Raw genomic sequence first — 16,172 nt, 5'->3', positions numbered from 1 at the left:
GTCACAATTGCGCGAGGCGGCCGGGAGTGCGGCTTATATGCAACGCCGCTTGGATACCGGACATACCAGTGATGTCGGCTTAAATGAAAAAGGCCGGGCAACGCCCGGCCTTTTCCAATACATTCAATAGTTTAGAACTTTATCTTTACGCCACCGGAAATTGCCGTGACCAGATCATTGCCGAAGTCGTAGCTGGCATCCTCGCCGGCAATATAGCCGTTTTCACCGGCCAATTCTCCTGAGTGACCGCTGGTCAACACGCCGACCGCTCCCGCCAAACGAATTTCGACGCTCGGCGACGGCGTATAGGCCACGCCACCACCCAGCGTCCATGTATCAGTCTGCGCGCCATAGCCATGCGAGGTGCCACGATCCCACGAAAGCTGGCCGGCGGCACTCCACTGATCGTTGAACTTGTGGCCCAGACCTCCTGTGACGGTCCAGCCGTCACGATACATCAGATCGAGCGAAGTCACCGCGGCCGGCGAACCGGTGAAGCATGACGAAGCGGGGAAACCCACCGGGCAGATCGGAACGCTTTGCAGCACGCTCCAGTTGACCCACTTGACCGAGCCAAAGGCGAGCCAGCCGGGCGCGATGCCTGACTGAAGTTTCAACTCCAGGGTATCAGGCATGTACTGCGTTGAGCCGTAGATGGGGGTAATACCCCTGCCGATACTGGTGAGATCCAGTGTTCCCTCGATATTGTCGAGCTTGACTTTCGAGTTGTAGACCAAGCTTGCGCGCAACGCGATGTCGGGGATTTCGTAAGCAATTCCCGCGCGCCAGCCCCAGCCGCTGGTTTTGAGGTCGACACGACCCGTCAGTGCCGGAAAAACATTCACCAGGCTTTCCTTAAAGCCCGAGATATCCTGGTAGAACAAACCGCCGATAAAGCGGAGTTGGCCCTTGCCGGCATCCATCTTGTAGGAGCAGGTACCTGCGTAGTTGTCGCTCCTGATATCGGTTTCGATATTGGAGAGCGCTCCGTTCCATATACCTGGCGCTGTGTGCGCGCCCCAGGGTTGCGAATAGTCGACCATGCAATCGACGCCTTGCACAACTTGGACCTTGGCCCCAATGCGCGGAACCCAATAACCCTCGGCACCATCGGCTGAGGTGCCCAAGCCGAGATTTGCTCCGCCCGGACCACGCGCATTCTCATACTTGCGATCTGGCATCACATAGGTCGCTTCAGCTTCCGTAGCGAATGGCGCCGGATCGAACAGCAGGTCAATATCGTAGCCGCCGCGCTCCAGACCGCCGGCATGCGCCGGATGAATAACCGAACCCATCAAGGCCAACGAAAAGCACCCTGCCCCCAGCAGTGCTTTCAGACGCAAATTGCTCATGGACATCCTCCCCGAATAACTAGTGGATCAAGCTAGAACCAATTCACGTTAACGGTGCAATAACGAATACATTGGGCGTACATGTACGGGTTCGCCCAACGTATTTCGGGCAAAATGCAGGCGGACGCCGCGACGCCAAAAAACGGTCTTTGGTGAGGTTCACCGCTCCAAAAAAAGGAAAAAGCGACCGGAAAGGCTCAAAAAGGGCCGATTTAAGCGGTCTGCGGCCCCATTGTTACATTATGGCAACAATGGGGCAAAAACTCCCGTTTACGTCAACATTAACGCAACGGAATGCCGGTTTTCGAGGCACGAGACCGCCCATTTTAGAGGGCGCTAAAATCTCCCGAATCTGCCCTTCAGCCGGCGTCACGAACCCTGGTCAGCGCCACCGAAAGCTTGTCCTGCGCGTCGCGATATTCTGCGAGCTTTTCTCGTTCGCCTTCGACGATCTCCGCCGGCGCGCTGGCGACGAATTTCTCATTCGACAGCTTCTTGTGCAGGCGCGCGATTTCCTCGGTCACCTTGACCAGTTCCTTTTGCAGCCGCACGGCCTCCGCAGTGAGGTCGATCAGGCTGCCAAGCGGCAGGCAGATCGTCGCCTCGTTGAGCACGATCTGCGCCGACCCCTTGGGTGCCGCATCGGCGAGCGAGATGTCGCCGACGCGCGCCAGCCGCTTGATAGCGGACTCCTCGCGAACCAGTCGTTCGCGCGTCACGTCGTTGGCGCCGACCACCACGAGCGGCGCAATGGCCGCCGGCGGCACGTTCATCTCAGAGCGAACCGAGCGGATGCCGGAGACGAGATCGACCAGCCAGTTGATGTCGGCGGCTGCTTCCGCGTCCTCGAAATCCGGCGACGGCCATGCGGCATGGCACAGCAGCGAGGCCCGTTCCCTGCCTTCGCCCGCCGTCTGCGCCCACAACTCTTCGGTCATGAACGGCATCATCGGATGAAGCAGCTTGTAGATCTCGTCGAGCACGAAGGCGACGCAGGCGCGGCTTTCAGCCTTGGCCGCCTCGTCCGTGCCCATGAACACCGGCTTCAGCAGTTCCAGATACCAGTCGCAGAACAGGTTCCAGACGAAGCGGTAGGCCGCTCCAGCCGCCTCGTTGAAGCGGTACGAGGTGATGCCGTCGGTGATCTCGCGCGCGGCGCGCGTCAACTCGGTCAGGATCCAGCGGTTGACCGCCAGCTTGGCGTCGTTCAGCCAGAAATCGTCATTGCGCGCGACTTCGTTCATCTCGGCAAAGCGCGTCGCGTTCCACAGCTTGGTGCCGAAATTGCGGTAGCCGGCGATGCGCGCCGGGTCGAGCTTCACGTCGCGCCCCTGCGCCGCCATCACGGTCAGGGTGAAGCGCAATGCGTCGGCGCCATATTCGTCGATGAGATCGAGCGGGTCGATGACGTTGCCTTTCGACTTCGACATCTTGGCGCCGTTCTTGTCGCGCACCAGCGCATGTACATAGACGGTGTGGAACGGTTCCTCGTCCATGAAGTGCAGGCCCATCATCATCATGCGGGCAACCCAGAAGAAGATGATGTCGAAGCCGGTGACCAGCACGTCGGTCTGGTAATAGGTTTTCAGTTCCGGTGTCTGGTCCGGCCAGCCAAGCGTCGAGAACGGCCACAACGCCGACGAAAACCAGGTGTCGAGCACATCCTCGTCGCGGATCAGTATCTCGCCCGGCTTGAAGTTCTCGAGCTTGTCCTCGACCCAGGCCTTCCATGGCCCTTCCAGAGCCAAATAATATTCGATCGCCGCACTCAGCGCCTCTTCCTCGGTCTTCTCGACGAACACGCGCCCGTCCGGCCCATACCAGGCCGGAATCTGATGTCCCCACCACAACTGGCGTGAAATGCACCAGGGCTGGATGTTCTCCATCCAGTCGAAATAGGTTTTTTCCCAATTTTTCGGGACGAAGTTGGTACGACCTTCGCGCACCGAGGCGATCGCCGGCTTGGCGAGCTCGGCCGCATCGGCATACCACTGTTCGGTGAGGAACGGTTCGATCGGCACGCCGCCGCGGTCGCCATGCGGCACCGCGTGGCGATGCGGCTCGACCTTGTCGAGGAAGCCGCCGGCCTCCATCAGTTCGACGATCTTCTTGCGCGCGACGAAACGGTCGAGGCCGTCGAGTTCGTCCCATACCGCCTGACGCTCCGGCGTCACCTCGAGGCCGGCGAGGAAGTCCTCATTATCCCTGAGCTTGATGGCGGCTTCGACGGTGAGGATGTTGATCGCCGGCAACTTGTGGCGCTTGCCGACCTCGAAGTCGTTGAAATCATGCGCCGGCGTGATCTTGACCGCTCCGGACCCCTTTTCCGGATCGGAATACTCGTCGGCCACGACAGGTATCTTGCGCCCGACGATCGGCAGGACGACATTCTTGCCGATGAGATGCTGGAACCGCTCGTCGTCGGGATTCACCGCGACAGCCGTGTCGCCCAGCATCGTCTCGGGACGAGTCGTCGCCACGATGATGAAGGTTTTCGGGTTTTCCGGATCGAAGGCCACGCCTTCGATCGGATAGCGGAAATGCCAGAGATTGCCGTTGACCTCCTGCTGCTCGACCTCGAGATCAGAGATTGCGGTCAGCAGTTTCGGGTCCCAGTTCACAAGGCGCTTGTCCTTGTAGATCAGCCCTTCCTTATAGAGCGTGACGAACACTTCGAGCACGGCCTTGGACAGGCCCTCGTCCATGGTGAAGCGTTCGCGCGACCAGTCGGCGGAGGCACCGAGACGTTTCAGCTGGTTGAAGATCAACCCACCCGATTCGGCCTTCCATTCCCACACCTTCTCGATGAATTCTTCGCGGGTGAGATCGCGGCGATGGATCTGGTTTTCCATCAGCCGGCGCTCGACCACCATCTGCGTGGCGATGCCGGCATGGTCCATGCCGGGCTGCCACAGGACGTTCTTGCCACGCATGCGCTCGAAGCGCACCAGGATGTCCTGCAGCGTGTTGTTGAGCGCATGGCCCATATGCAGCGAGCCAGTGACATTGGGCGGCGGAATGACGATGGTGAAGGCCTCGGTCCCCTCCTCCGCCCCAGCGCCGGCCCGAAACGCATCGGCTTCCTCCCACACCCTGGCGATCTTCGGCTCGACGGTTTTTGCGTCGTAGGTCTTTTCAAGCATGGGAAAACGGTCCGCGCTGTCGGGAATTTTGCTGGTTCGGTGTAAATCGGAAGGTCCTGGCCAAGTCAACCGCGAGGACGGCTGGCGGGCACTCGCCGGCCTAGAGATAGACGGCCTCCAGGTCGCGGGCAATGGCGTCAGCGGCTGCCGCGCATTTCGTTCAGGTGCGGCTGCGAGGAGCGGGGGCAACGGTGCCGGACATCATCCCGCGACGCGCGCCGTCGCTGGCCAATGCCCTTGCCAGCAGCGGCATCCGGCGCACCGCAGCTTGACCGCGTATGGCAGCGGCGCGTAAGTTGCCAGCGCTGCTGTAGAGCGCATCGGCTTCCGGCCGGAGGGGCATTGCCCGCCTACGCTACCCTCAACATCAACGCGCCCATGCCCACACTCGAGCACCATAAGAAACAGGCGAAACTCTACCTGAGATGGCATCGCCAGCGGTATTATCCCGTCGCCGATGCAATCGGCTCGCTGTTGCCGCGCTTCCGTCATCTGACCGACAGCCAGATCCTGGATCACAGCTTCAAGCTCACTGACGCCCAGGAACTGGTCGCTAAGAAGGCGGGTTTCGAGACTTGGCAGGCGCTGAAGAAAGGGCTTCAGACCATGATCGACAGCACCACAGCCGATGCCTCGCAGCCGTTTCTCGCCGTGGCCGAGCCTCAGCTTTTCGTTTCCGACATCAAAGCCGCCTGTTCGTTCTACGAACACAAACTCGGCTTCAAGACGCGCTTCACCTATGGCGAACCGCCCTTCTACGCGCAGGTGTTTCGGGACGGTGCGCGGCTCAACCTGCGCCATGTTGACCAGCCTCTTGTCGACGTGGGTCTACGAGCGAAGGAGGACCTGCTCTCGGCAACGATCGTCGTCGAGGCGATCAAACGGTTGTTTCTTGAGTATCAAGCGGCGGGCGCCAGCTTCCATCAAACGCTGCGCGCGGAGCCTTGGGGCGCCCGCACCTTCATTGTCGGCGATCCCGACGGCAATCTGCTCGCGTTCGCAACATCGGCGGAGAGCTGAGCCTGACAAAAGCGGGGGCTCAGGGCGGCACTTTGATCCCGACGCGAGCCTTACTGCGCCCCGCGTGCCACGCGCTCGATCTCTTCGCGCACCAGCCTTTCGACCAGCGTCGGCAGATTGTTGTCGAGCCAGTCCTGCAGCATCGGCCGCAGCATTTCTTCGGCCATCTCGTCGAATGTCTTCTTGCTGCGGCTTGCAAAGGCGTCGGACAGCTCGCCGAAGGCGGCAGCAACCTGCCGGCCCGTATGTTCGGAAAGAATCGCGGGACGCACCGCATGCGCTTCGTTTGCCGCCGCGCGCGCCTGAGCCGTGCCCGGAGCATCGCTCGACGAAGACCGCTCGGTCGCGGGGTCCACCGCCGTTTCGCTCGCCGCCACGTCCGGCCGTGCCGCTGGCTTGCGGATGCCCCGGTCCGGCATCGCCTTGGCTTGCTCGCCAACCGCCGCGATCTCGCGACGCCAATCGGCGATAATGGCTTCACTCGCCGCAAGCTCCGCGGGAGCCGCTGGCGCGTCGCGGCTGGGCACCGGCCCGGCGGCAACCCGGGCGCTGACCTCGGCCAATGTCGTCGGCGTCCTGCCAACAGCCGGATCGGCACGTGGCGGCGCTTCGGTGCGTGCGATCGCCGGCTGTACGGCTGGCGCCTGGACTTCCGCCATAGCGGCCGGTTTCCTGACCTCGGGGACGGCATGCAGTTCGGCGCGGAACGCGTCTATGTCGGCGGCCGCAACAGCACTCGGCGCGGGCTCCAAATCCTGCTGCAACTCATCGGCCTCGCCGGGCTGCTTGCGGCCGTTGTCGCTATCTTCGATGATCCTCCTGATGGAAGCCAGTATCTCTTCCATGGAGGGTTCGCGCTGTGCGCTGCTTGCCGTTGCCATCGTCACATCCGCCGCCCTTGTGACCCGTTGCAGGTTTCCGCTCCGGCAAAAGCCGGATTCGAATCATGACGACAGCGTAACCGACGGATCGCCGCACGAGAATCCCCAATCTGGGGACATGTGGGATTTCAACAGATTAGAGCGATTCCGCCAAAGCCGTGTGACGGTCCCCGTCAGCAACCCACCGAAGGACAACGACAGTCAGGCGTTTCCGATCGAACCGCTCAGCCCGGAAACGCCGTTCGAACGAAGGCCTAGCGGCCGTCCGGCGTGCGCAGGCCGATCCACTTGTCCTTGACGGCGTTGTAGTGCTCTTCGGGCTTGTACTTCGTCACCTGCAGCGCAAGCCGGTCGACCGACAGGTGGCCGATCGCGGAGAGGATGGCATAGCTCGCCACGACCACGTCGTGTTCGGAATTGGCCTGGTTGATCTTGGCGGTGATGAGGGTAGCTTGGGCATTGAGCACGTCGAGCGTCGTGCGCTGGCCGACATTGCGTTCTTCGATGACGCCGTTCAGTGCCAGTTGTGCGGCTTCGATCACCTGCCTGTTGGCGGATACGCTTTGCTGCGCGGCGGTGTATTGCGACCATGCCGTGGCGACAGCCTGGCGGACCTGGTCGCGGCTGACGTCGACCTGGATACGCGCTTGCCCGAGCGACTCCTTGTTCTGCCGCACGATCGCCGAAGTCCGGCCGCCTGAATAGATCGGGACGGTCAGCGTTGCGCCGATATTGGCCGAGGTCGAATTGCCGTTGGAACCCGCCACGTCGGGGATGGCTTTGCGGTAGTTTTCCGAAATACCGGCCGAGGCCGACAGCTGCGGCAACAGCGCGCCCTCGGACGATTTCACCGAGAAAGCCGCGGCGTCGACCAGATGCTGGGTGGCAAGGATGGCCGGATGTTCGGCCGAGCCGATGGCGATCGCGGCGTCGAGGCTCGACGGCAGCAACCGTCCCAATGGCGCGGCTGGCTTGAGCTTGCCCGGCTCGTCGCCGACAACCTGGTGATAGGTCGCGGCACTGGCCAATGCCTGCGCACGCGCAGCACTGAGCGAGGCCACCGCCGAGGCGCGCTGGGCATCGGCCTGCGCGACATCGGTGCGCGTACCTTCGCCGACGTCGAAGCGCGAGCGCGCGGCGCGCGCCTGCTCGGTCAGGAACTGCAGGTTCTGCTCGGTCAACACCGCGATCTGCCGGTCGCGAATCACGTCCATATAGGCGGTGGCCGCGCTGAACAGCGTGTTCTCCTCGGTGTTGCGCAGGCTTTCGACCGACGCCTTGACGTGGGATTCAGCCGCCGCCACGTTGTTTCTCGTCTGGAAACCGTCGAACAGCGACTGGTTGATCTGGATGCCGTAGCTGCCGCTTGTCAGCTTCGAATTGCCGCCGTCATTTGCCCGGCGCGTGTTCGTGTAGTCGATGTTGGCCGATCCGGTAACCGTCGGACGCCAGCCCGATTTGGCAATGGCCACGCTCTCGTCGGTCACACGCACGCCGGCACGCGACGCATTCAGTGTGGAATTGTACTGATAGGCTTTTGCAAGGGCACCGGTGATGGTCTCAGCCGATGCAGCCAGTGGGGATAGTGCGGTCGCCGAAACAAGGACGGCGGTGAAAAATGATTTGCGTACTGACGGCACGGTATATCCCTCATTCGTTTTCCATGGGAACCGCGCCGCGCCGGCTTCTCCTTCTGGAGCAGCCGGCGTGGCGTGTTTCATGTTCCCTGTCGCTCCGCCCAAAGTGCCCCCAGTCTGGGATCAGCAACGATCGTTCAAATGCAAGCGACCATGACAAAGCCTTTGCTGCAAGGCCAAATCATTCAGAATTCGAAAGCATGCTCACGTTCGAAGCCGGGTAGTGGCTTAATTGCCGCATTAAATGCCCTTCTCCCGGTTACAACCCCTCCAGCCTTGACAAAAAGCCGCGCCACGCCGGAATTGCCCTGTCCTTCGACCGCGACCAGGCGTCCGCCCTCGGCGAGCTGGTCGAGCAGCGACGCCGGCACTTTGCCGACACTGCCGCCGAGGAAGATGACATCGTAAGGTGCCTTTGCCGCATGGCCTTGCGCCAGTGCGCCCTGAACCACGGTCACATTGCCGCAGCCCAGGCCAGACAGGGTCGACGCGGCGGTTTGCGCCAAGGCCGAATCGCTTTCGAGCGCCACGACGAATCTCGCCAGGCGCGACAGGATCGCCGAGGCGTAGCCGGTGCCGCAGCCGACATCGAGCGCCGAATCGGTGACGCTGATCTCGGCCAGTTGCATCAGCTTGGCCAGCGGCGAAGCTTCCATCAGGTAGCGCGGGCCATCGGCGCTGCCGGTGATGCGGATGTCCTCGTCGATATAGGCCAGATCGCGCTGGCGATCGCCAACGAAAACCTCGCGCGGCACGGAAAGCATCGCGTCGAGCAACGGCGCGCTGGTCACGTCGGTGGTGCGAACCTGACCATCGACCATCTTGACGCGAAGTTCGGAAAAATCAGCGCTCATGCTCCAAGCCTCGCTTTCCGCGACACAATCGCGGTCCATTGGACAGGACGCTCAGGCTCCGGCGCTGACGCGCGGGAGCCTGGCCTGGAGATTGGAGGCCTCGCCCGGAATCGAACCGGGGTGCAAGGATTTGCAGTCCTCTGCGTAACCACTCCGCCACGAGGCCTCGTTGCTCCCGGCGTTCCACCCGGTTCCAATAGGTTGCGGCGAAAATGCCGTCAAGCGGCCACGACGTATTCCGAACGCTTTCCTCTGCGCCGGCTCCGCCCCTGTCAGATCGCCGTCACAACCGCCCTATTAGCAATCCGTTAAGCATGGCGGATGATCGAACGAAACGCCGCGCACCGGCTTGCGTTGAGAAACAGGGAGGACTGCGCCATGCCCACGGCAAAGCCAAGGGACGAAACGCACGAAACGGAAAGCGTGTCGCTGCTGGGATGCGAGGAATTGGTGCGCTATGCCATCGACTGCCTGAGAATTGAAGGCACCGGCAGCCTGTCGCCGCGTGATCGCGCGCGTCTGGCCTCGGCTTCCGCGGTCCTGAAGGAGATCAGCGAGGATTTGAAGGCAGGCGCACAACCCGATTCGGAGGAATCCGTCGGCGGCACGGAGAGACGGCGCCAGGATTGATTCTCTTTCGAAGGCCACCGCCGTGCGAGATGCGCCGCAAGGCCGCTCAGTCCGGCCGGCGTTGCCGCTCCCACCAGACGACCAAGCGGCGCCGCTGGCGACGGACCATGGCTATTTCGTAGGAGAGTACCAGCAGTCCGAGCGGCACCATCCAGAAGCCAAGGATCGGCAGGAACCCGAGAAGGCCGCCAATCGTCAAAAGCACGCCGATAGTGATTCTGAGACCGCGCGACTGCGGCATGGTGAATTCGCGCCCGAAAACCGAGATCTTTCGTTCTGGTATCCGGTTTTCGTCCGCTGCCGTCATTGCGAAAAACTGCCTGTCTGGGGGCTCGATAATGCCATCTTACGAAAGCCGCGACCGCCCTTTCGGTTCCGCGCCCGTCGCCAAGACGGCTAATATGTGGGTGGGCAAAGCCGATTGCGAGAAACCACCGCGCGAAAAAGTCTCGGCAAAATGCGAAATGCTGCTTTGCAAAGCCGAAACGGGTTTGCTATAGGCTGCGCCACTTGCTCAAAGAGCCTCCGTTCCCCGGTAGCTCAGTGGTAGAGCAACCGGCTGTTAACCGGTTGGTCGCTGGTTCGAATCCGGCCCGGGGAGCCAATCTTTTCAAGAACTTAGCCGAACTTGAAAATTTGCAAATAGCGGCTGATCTACAGCATATCTACAGAAACTGGTTTCGCTAGAGGACCGATCTCGCCCAGTGGTAGGCGAATCATCTACCTATCTTTGGGTGGCGACCCTTTCACACTAAGAGCAGCCGCCCTTCATGGCGGTAACCGTCAATACAGGGCCGCGACTGAATTTATTTGTCGCGCTTCCAAGCGACACAACAGGATGAATCACTCGTTGTCGCGATCCGATAATAGGCTTGCCAGACGCCATCCTCCAGAGTTTCGTTCATCTAAACGCTGAGTTCGAATCCGCGCTCCCGAAACCCATTGCAAAGGGCTTGAGCGATCCACTGCTACCCACAAGGTTACGAGCCCGGCCCTTGTGTCGACCATTTTAGGGTTTGCCTTTGCGACGGCGCGCGGCCATGGCATCATCGGATAATGGACTATCGCCACATCTGTACAGCCGCCACTGTTGCCCATCATGACTTACTGGCCGCTCACCAAGCACCTGAGGCGGGGCCGGACTCTATGAATCTCAGGCTGGTGCTCATGCGCCACCTCATAATGGAAATCGCCAACGTCGCTGATCTGGCAACGATTTCAGGCGCACTCTACAAGGAGCATCCTGAGCTTGGCGAACTGCACCGCCCGTTGCGTAGAGGGCTTGAGTTCTTCAAGTATCTTCGGAACGTGTATGTCGGCCACTTCGTCCCCGATCTTTGCGAAAAAACGTTCGAATGGGTACCACAAACGTATGCGGCGATCGGAAGCGTCGAACCTGCCAAGATGTGGATAGTGAGTTGGTTTGCACTCGAAACTGCCATCAACACATACGCCGATCCAGAAACGGGCCATAAGATTTTTCCATCCGAGACCGATTTGCAATATCCACCCGACTACACCCGTTTTCTCAACTTCCTTGGCGAAACAGTGCTCGGCTCAATCGCATACGCCTCATGTCTCATTAGTACGGCCCGATCTCATGTTGACGTTCCTGACATCGAGCAAGACATGATGGAGTTGGCCTTCGCGGCAGGCCGTACGAGCTTCGGTGTCCTTAAAAAGGGAAAGCGATAGGGAGCGCACACGAGTCGATCCGCCCACCTCCGGCTGCGTGCAAGTCACCGGAATAACTGGCGGCGCCGAATCAGATATAATTACCATCCGTATTCCGGAGGCGCTCATGGTCAAAGTCATTAATTTAGGTACGGAGGAAAATGCACCTGCGGAGCGACATGTTGTCGTTGTTGTTCACCAGGAGACATTGAACGACCGCGTACGAGAAAAAGCCTATTTCTACGACAGTGCAAGGGGCGATTATGGCGGCAGTGGGCCATTCAATTTTTTGCTGGACGAAGCTATGAGGCGCGCGCAGCGCTTCGCATCCGACAACACCATCGCAAAGATCGTTGTGCGGGCGCAGCACCCGTGAACGAATCTGTTGTCGTTCGCACGATAGGCTCAATTTGGCGCGGCCACCATTTCATCTGGAAGAAACCGGAAAGCTGGATGCCGCTTCTGGGATCATGGCTGGCGCCGCGGCTGCGCAAAGACGGCATTCACCGCCTCAAGCCCGGCGTCTATCGTGACGTTTCCTGGGACGATCCGGAATGGTCCGACATACTCGGCAGATCCCTGCGCGGCGATTTTGACGGCCATGCGGAAGAACTCGCCGACTCGCTGGAACATGCCATCATGCGCACTTTTCATGGCTGCAGGACAGAGGATGCCGGGATCTACTTCCGGGAAGGACTTCGCCTTCACGACCGGCGCGAGATGACCGACAGGCTGCGTTCAATTATCGCGCAAAATACCGAACTTCACTGGATGAGGGATCGCGTTGATGAGTTGGTCCGGGACGTCAACAACACGCTCGATGAGGGGCGGTCATTTGTGGTCGCCGACGACACAGCGCTTCTGAAACGTTGCGCGCACTACCTCATATATGGCAGCGAATGGATTGTGGCCGTTCTCGGTCACTCGGGGCATAGGGTGCTAAGAAACATCGGCACTCCCACCTTGCTGGAGATCGATCTACCCCTTTCGATGAGCAGTTTCCAGACGCGGAAGGAACTTGCGATCAAGCTCCTTGATGAGTGGACGCGGTTCACCTGCAATACGCCAGATTGGTCAGCCCCTATCGACTTCTCATTTCGCCTTCGCTCCGCCATTCCCCCTTCGTGCATTGTTGGTCATTCACATCCGGCAGAACTAAACGATCCATTGAACGGAAAAACTCTCTATCGGTCCCCCACAAACACATGCGCCTTTTGTGCTCAAGGCTGACCCGATTCGATCATCGACGGCGCTTGACGGACACAATGTCTTTATCGGGGGGAAACGTCACTCATGCCAAAAGTCTCGAAGCTAGTTCAAAAAATTCATTTCGAGGATTTCGGCGGAGCCGAATTCGAGCGGCTGGTCTTTGCCTATCATGTCAGGGCCGGGTGGACCGATCTCGCATGGTATGGGCAAGCCGGAGGCGATCATGGGCGCGATATCATCGGACTCGAACGGCTGGACGATGGCCCGCCGCGCCGGAGCGTCATCCAATGCGTCAATCGCGGTAGCCTCACTCAGGCCAAGGCCGAGCATGACATTCAAAGACTCCTATCTTCTCCAACAAAGTTCGATGCCCTCAAATTCGTGACCCGGAGCACCGTGTCCGCCACCCGGCGAGATGCCATTCAAAAATTTGCCAGCGCGAACGGTATCGACAATCTGTCAATCTGGGGCGGCGCAGAACTGGAGGAACATCTGCGCCTGATCGGTGAAGACCTGCTAAAGCGATTTTGCGAGGGCGAGGAATTTCCTGACAAGGCCGGCGAACTGACCCGGTTCGCCGATGACTTTGCCGGCCTGTCGGATGGAGACGCTCTCGCCCAGATGGCCGCCGTATTTGATCGCCCGGCGTTTCGCACACCTTTTCAGCAGGAGTGCTCGCTACATGCGTTTAAGCAGGCCATCGATGACACCATCTCCGCTCTGAATACTGGCGTTTGGCGAACGCGTGAGGGCGATGAGATAAGGCGCATCCCTTCTCTCCATCACCTACGGGATCGGCATATCAAGACGAGCGTGAGTCGTTCCGCACAATTGGTCGATCAATTACGGCGCGCTTTTGCGTCCGGTTTGCGCGACAAGACCATCAGGCCCTGTGGGTGCGGGAATCCGGACTGCCCGGTATTTACGATGAACCCTGATGTTGCAGTCAGGTTGAACAAGATCCGATCCGATGCCCTCTCGGCATTCAGGGATGCCTATCCGAGGTTCCACATAGAGATGGAATAAGGGGCGCCGGTACGACGCCCCTTCCAATCACTCAGGCCGCGAGGGTCTGCTGGCGCATGGGCTCGTACAGTATGGCGAAAAATTCATCGGCCAGGTCGTAGGCAAGTTCCGGCAATAGTCGGTCCACGGAACCCACGAAGCTCGAGCCGAAAAATTCGGATTTACCCGGTATGCGGCGGGCGATGCCCTGATACGTTTTGAACATCGTCTTTCCAAGCGCGCTGCCGCTCTCACCCATCACATGGGTCTCGCTGCGCCCATCCAGAGAGATGCAGTCCCAGTTCAATTTGACGTACTTGGTACGTCTCGAAATGCGCAGATTCGGAATGTCACGCTTCTGGCATTCCCGGTACCAGTAGTTGTTGGCGCCGATGTCACCGTTGCGGAATTCTACCCATATGCGTTGCGGTAATGCGGGTGAACGGACGGCAACTTTTGTGGAAACGGCACTGGAAGAATGGTTCCCGAGTGCGGTTAACCGAGAGGCGATCCTCTCGTCATTGATCTTCGCGAGAATTGGACGTTGCGGGGTAGAGGTCTTGATCGCCGCCTGCATGGCTGCATGCGTGTTGTATCCAGCCCCGAAAGCCAAGGCTTCGGTAAAATGTGCCGATTTCGCTTCAGGCATTGCCTTGCGCAGCTCGGACTTCACAAAATCGATATTGTCCAGGGTAAGCAGAATAGAGGCCATGTGACCGTTCCTTTTTGATGATCGTCTGTCGCCAATTACGAGACGACCCAAAGGATCGATTCACGTTGCCGGTAGTCTCTGTCCACTTTGACCTGGCGACAGGTCAGGCAGGAATCGCCTCTCCAAACGCTAGCCCGTCCGGCCGCTTTCCGCAATGTGAAACTGGTTTGTCGCTCAGCCGTGATCGCGACTTGAGGCCGCTCGAAAACGATCGTTTTCGAGCGAATTTGAATCCCCTTTCTGACTTTGGCTAAGATTTTCTTCGAAGCCGTCATTTCTTTAAGCATGAAGAAGGCGAGCCGCCGTCGCCGGGGGCCGCGCTCGAAAACGATCCATAATGAGGGCTCAACAAAAAGCATCAGCACCGAAACGCACCACGCAGCGGGGAGCCGTCTACTGGTACTTCGTGCCGGTCATGTGGTTCTGGAAGCCGTTCGAGGCGATGGGTAATCTGTGGCGTGGCTTTAAGGTGCCTGACAATGCAGGAACATGGCTCGGCTTATGGTGGCTGCTCTGGTGCGGAGGTTTCGCGAAGTCATAGCCGTCTCAATCGTCGGCGATTCCGTGACGCCCGATAACTTCTACCCTTACCGCTCCTGGGTCTACGTCACCAATCTTGTCTACCTCCTCTCCGCCCTCGCTGCGCAAGAGGTTGTCAACCGGGTCGCGAAGACGGAAGCGGACGCCGTGCAATCCTTTCAGGCCGTGACCTGCCACTGAGAATTTCCTCCATCTGAGATTAGATTCCAGCCCTTGATCGAAGGACGGACTGATGAAGAGAGCGGTTCACGGAAGAGCAGATCATTGCGGTTCTGCGCGAGCACGAGGCGGGAGCGAAGGCGGGCGATTTGGCTCGCAAGCACGGGGTCTCGGAGGCGACGCTATATAATTGGAAGGCGAAGTATGGCGGGATGGACGTGTCCGACGCCAAGCGCCTGAAGGCCTTGGAAGACGAGAATGCCAAGCTGAAGAAGCTGCTCGCAGACCAGATGCTCGAAGCCTCGGCGCTGCGTGAGCTTCTGTCAAAAAAATGGTAGGGCCCGCCGCCAAGCGCGAAGCCGTTGCGCATCTGCAGGCCGTCATGGGCCTGTCGGAGCGTCGGGCCTGTTCCTTTGTGGGCGCTGATCGCAAGATGATCCGCTACCAGTCCCGGCGTCCGCCCGAGACGGAGCTGCGTGGTCGGCTGCGTGACCTCGCCAACGAGCGCCGACGCTTCGGCTACCGGCGGCTGTTCATCCTGCTCAGGCGCGAGGGCGAGGCATCTGGGGTCAACCGCATCTATCGGCTCTACCGCGAGGAGGGCCTGACGGTGCGCAAGCGCCGGGCAAGGCGGCGAGCGGTCGGCACGCGGGCGCCGATCCTGGTCGAGGCAAAGCCGAACGCGCGCTGGTCGCTGGATTTCGTCCATGACCAGTTCGCCTGCGGCCGGCGGTTCCGGGTGCTCAACATCGTCGACGACGTGACGCGCGAATGCCTGGCGGCGATCCCGGACACGTCGATCTCCGGCCGCCGGGTGGCGCGTGAACTGACGGAACTGATCGCCCACCGCGGCAAGCCCGGCATGATCGTATCCGACCACGGCACCGAGTTCACCTCGAACGCCATTCTCGCCTGGTCGAAGGATCATCGGGTGGAATGGCACTACATCGCGCCGGGCAAGCCGATGCAGAACGGCTATGTCGAGTCATTCAATGGACGGATGCGCGATGAACTCCTGAACGAGAGCCTGTTCTTCGGCCTGGATCACGCCCGCAGTGCCATCGCCGAATGGAGGGAGGACTTCAACACCGCCAGGCCACATTCCTCGCTCGGCTACCAGACCCCGGCAGCCTATGCCGAGGTCATCACCGCAACCGGCTCCGACGCTGCGCTAATCGAAGGCTCCGCGCCTCCGCCGGTTGCTCAACCCGCGCCACAAGGCGCAACAAAAACGGTCGAGGCTCTAATCGCAGCTGGATGACAGTTCAGTGGCAGGCCAGAATGGCACTACATCGCGCCGGGCAAGCCGATGCAGAACGGCTATGTCGAGTCATTCAATGGACGGATGCGCGATGA

15 protein-coding genes and 2 tRNA genes are annotated in these 16,172 nt (G+C 60.1%); 9 read left to right on the top strand and 8 right to left on the bottom strand.

What is annotated here, in order from left to right; genetic code table 11:
* Positions 1 to 131: 131 nt before the first annotated feature.
* Together FJ941_RS21455 and FJ941_RS21450 are read right to left on the bottom strand one after the other, a co-directional pair.
* Positions 132 to 1,352 carry an OmpP1/FadL family transporter gene (locus FJ941_RS21455; RefSeq protein ID WP_140508715.1) on the bottom strand — a complete coding sequence of 407 codons (1,221 nt, stop codon included), beginning with the start codon at positions 1,350 to 1,352 and terminating at the stop codon, positions 132 to 134.
* A gap of 359 nt (positions 1,353 to 1,711) precedes the next feature.
* A complete protein-coding gene (locus FJ941_RS21450; protein ID WP_140508713.1) occupies positions 1,712 to 4,495 on the bottom strand; it encodes a valine--tRNA ligase in 2,784 nt (927 codons plus the stop codon).
* A 378-nt stretch (positions 4,496 to 4,873) separates the two neighbouring features.
* Between FJ941_RS21450 and FJ941_RS21445 the strand changes: the two genes are divergently transcribed.
* The gene (locus FJ941_RS21445; RefSeq protein WP_140508879.1) at positions 4,874 to 5,515 is read left to right on the top strand and encodes a VOC family protein; all 642 of its coding nucleotides are present in this window, start codon (positions 4,874 to 4,876) and stop codon (positions 5,513 to 5,515) included.
* A 50-nt stretch (positions 5,516 to 5,565) separates the two neighbouring features.
* On the opposite strand, the gene FJ941_RS21440 is transcribed toward FJ941_RS21445, so the two are convergent.
* The 4 genes from FJ941_RS21440 to FJ941_RS21425 all read right to left on the bottom strand — a co-directional run bounded on the left by FJ941_RS21440 (position 5,566) and on the right by FJ941_RS21425 (position 9,053).
* Positions 5,566 to 6,396 (bottom strand): PopZ family protein, encoded by an 831-nt coding sequence (locus FJ941_RS21440; RefSeq protein WP_140508711.1) that lies wholly within the window; start codon positions 6,394 to 6,396, stop codon positions 5,566 to 5,568.
* Between the two features lie 254 nt (positions 6,397 to 6,650).
* A complete protein-coding gene (locus tag FJ941_RS21435; RefSeq protein WP_140508710.1) occupies positions 6,651 to 8,036 on the bottom strand; it encodes a TolC family outer membrane protein in 1,386 nt (461 codons plus the stop codon).
* Positions 8,037 to 8,218: 182 nt separating this feature from the next.
* Positions 8,219 to 8,887, bottom strand: coding sequence for a protein-L-isoaspartate O-methyltransferase (locus FJ941_RS21430; protein WP_140508708.1), 669 nt, complete (start codon positions 8,885 to 8,887; stop codon positions 8,219 to 8,221).
* Between the two features lie 92 nt (positions 8,888 to 8,979).
* Positions 8,980 to 9,053, bottom strand: a tRNA-Cys gene (locus tag FJ941_RS21425).
* A 212-nt stretch (positions 9,054 to 9,265) separates the two neighbouring features.
* Between FJ941_RS21425 and FJ941_RS21420 the strand changes: the two genes are divergently transcribed.
* A complete protein-coding gene (locus FJ941_RS21420; protein ID WP_140508706.1) occupies positions 9,266 to 9,517 on the top strand; it encodes a hypothetical protein in 252 nt (83 codons plus the stop codon).
* 46 nt (positions 9,518 to 9,563) lie between these two features.
* On the opposite strand, the gene FJ941_RS21415 is transcribed toward FJ941_RS21420, so the two are convergent.
* Positions 9,564 to 9,824, bottom strand: coding sequence for a hypothetical protein (locus FJ941_RS21415; protein WP_140508704.1), 261 nt, complete (start codon positions 9,822 to 9,824; stop codon positions 9,564 to 9,566).
* A 222-nt stretch (positions 9,825 to 10,046) separates the two neighbouring features.
* Here FJ941_RS21415 and FJ941_RS21410 point away from each other — a divergent pair.
* The 5 genes from FJ941_RS21410 (at position 10,047) to FJ941_RS21390 (ending at position 13,426) form a co-directional block, all read left to right on the top strand.
* Positions 10,047 to 10,121 (top strand) — tRNA-Asn (locus FJ941_RS21410).
* A gap of 452 nt (positions 10,122 to 10,573) precedes the next feature.
* Positions 10,574 to 11,212, top strand: coding sequence for a hypothetical protein (locus FJ941_RS21405; RefSeq protein WP_140508703.1), 639 nt, complete (start codon positions 10,574 to 10,576; stop codon positions 11,210 to 11,212).
* Positions 11,213 to 11,318: 106 nt separating this feature from the next.
* Positions 11,319 to 11,567: a hypothetical protein gene (locus tag FJ941_RS21400; RefSeq protein WP_140508701.1), complete on the top strand. Its 249-nt coding sequence runs from the start codon at positions 11,319 to 11,321 to the stop codon at positions 11,565 to 11,567.
* Entirely contained in the window at positions 11,564 to 12,421 is an 858-nt protein-coding gene (locus FJ941_RS21395; protein ID WP_140508699.1) for a hypothetical protein, read from the top strand. The genes FJ941_RS21400 and FJ941_RS21395 overlap by 4 nt, the downstream gene beginning before the upstream one ends.
* 63 nt (positions 12,422 to 12,484) lie before the next feature.
* On the top strand, positions 12,485 to 13,426 hold the full coding sequence (locus FJ941_RS21390) for a restriction endonuclease (protein ID WP_140508698.1): 942 nt from the start codon (positions 12,485 to 12,487) through the stop codon (positions 13,424 to 13,426).
* Between the two features lie 31 nt (positions 13,427 to 13,457).
* On the opposite strand, the gene FJ941_RS21385 is transcribed toward FJ941_RS21390, so the two are convergent.
* Positions 13,458 to 14,117 carry a hypothetical protein gene (locus tag FJ941_RS21385; protein WP_140508696.1) on the bottom strand — a complete coding sequence of 220 codons (660 nt, stop codon included), beginning with the start codon at positions 14,115 to 14,117 and terminating at the stop codon, positions 13,458 to 13,460.
* A gap of 501 nt (positions 14,118 to 14,618) precedes the next feature.
* Here FJ941_RS21385 and FJ941_RS29050 point away from each other — a divergent pair.
* Complete coding sequence (locus FJ941_RS29050; RefSeq protein WP_181169916.1) at positions 14,619 to 14,837, top strand: hypothetical protein; 219 nt, start codon at positions 14,619 to 14,621, stop codon at positions 14,835 to 14,837.
* Between the two features lie 80 nt (positions 14,838 to 14,917).
* A protein-coding gene (locus FJ941_RS21375) for an IS3 family transposase (RefSeq protein ID WP_140508692.1) occupies positions 14,918 to 16,077 on the top strand; the annotation gives its coding sequence in 2 pieces (ribosomal slippage) (positions 14,918 to 15,140 and positions 15,140 to 16,077; 1,161 coding nt in all).
* Positions 16,078 to 16,172 lie beyond the last annotated feature (95 nt).

It is taken from the genome of Mesorhizobium sp. B2-3-13 (assembly GCF_006442195.1).
GTDB classification, from domain to species: Bacteria; Pseudomonadota; Alphaproteobacteria; order Rhizobiales; family Rhizobiaceae; genus Mesorhizobium; species Mesorhizobium salmacidum.
Note: the sequence above shows the minus strand (reverse complement) of the source record. Positions and strands in the feature narration are given on the sequence as shown.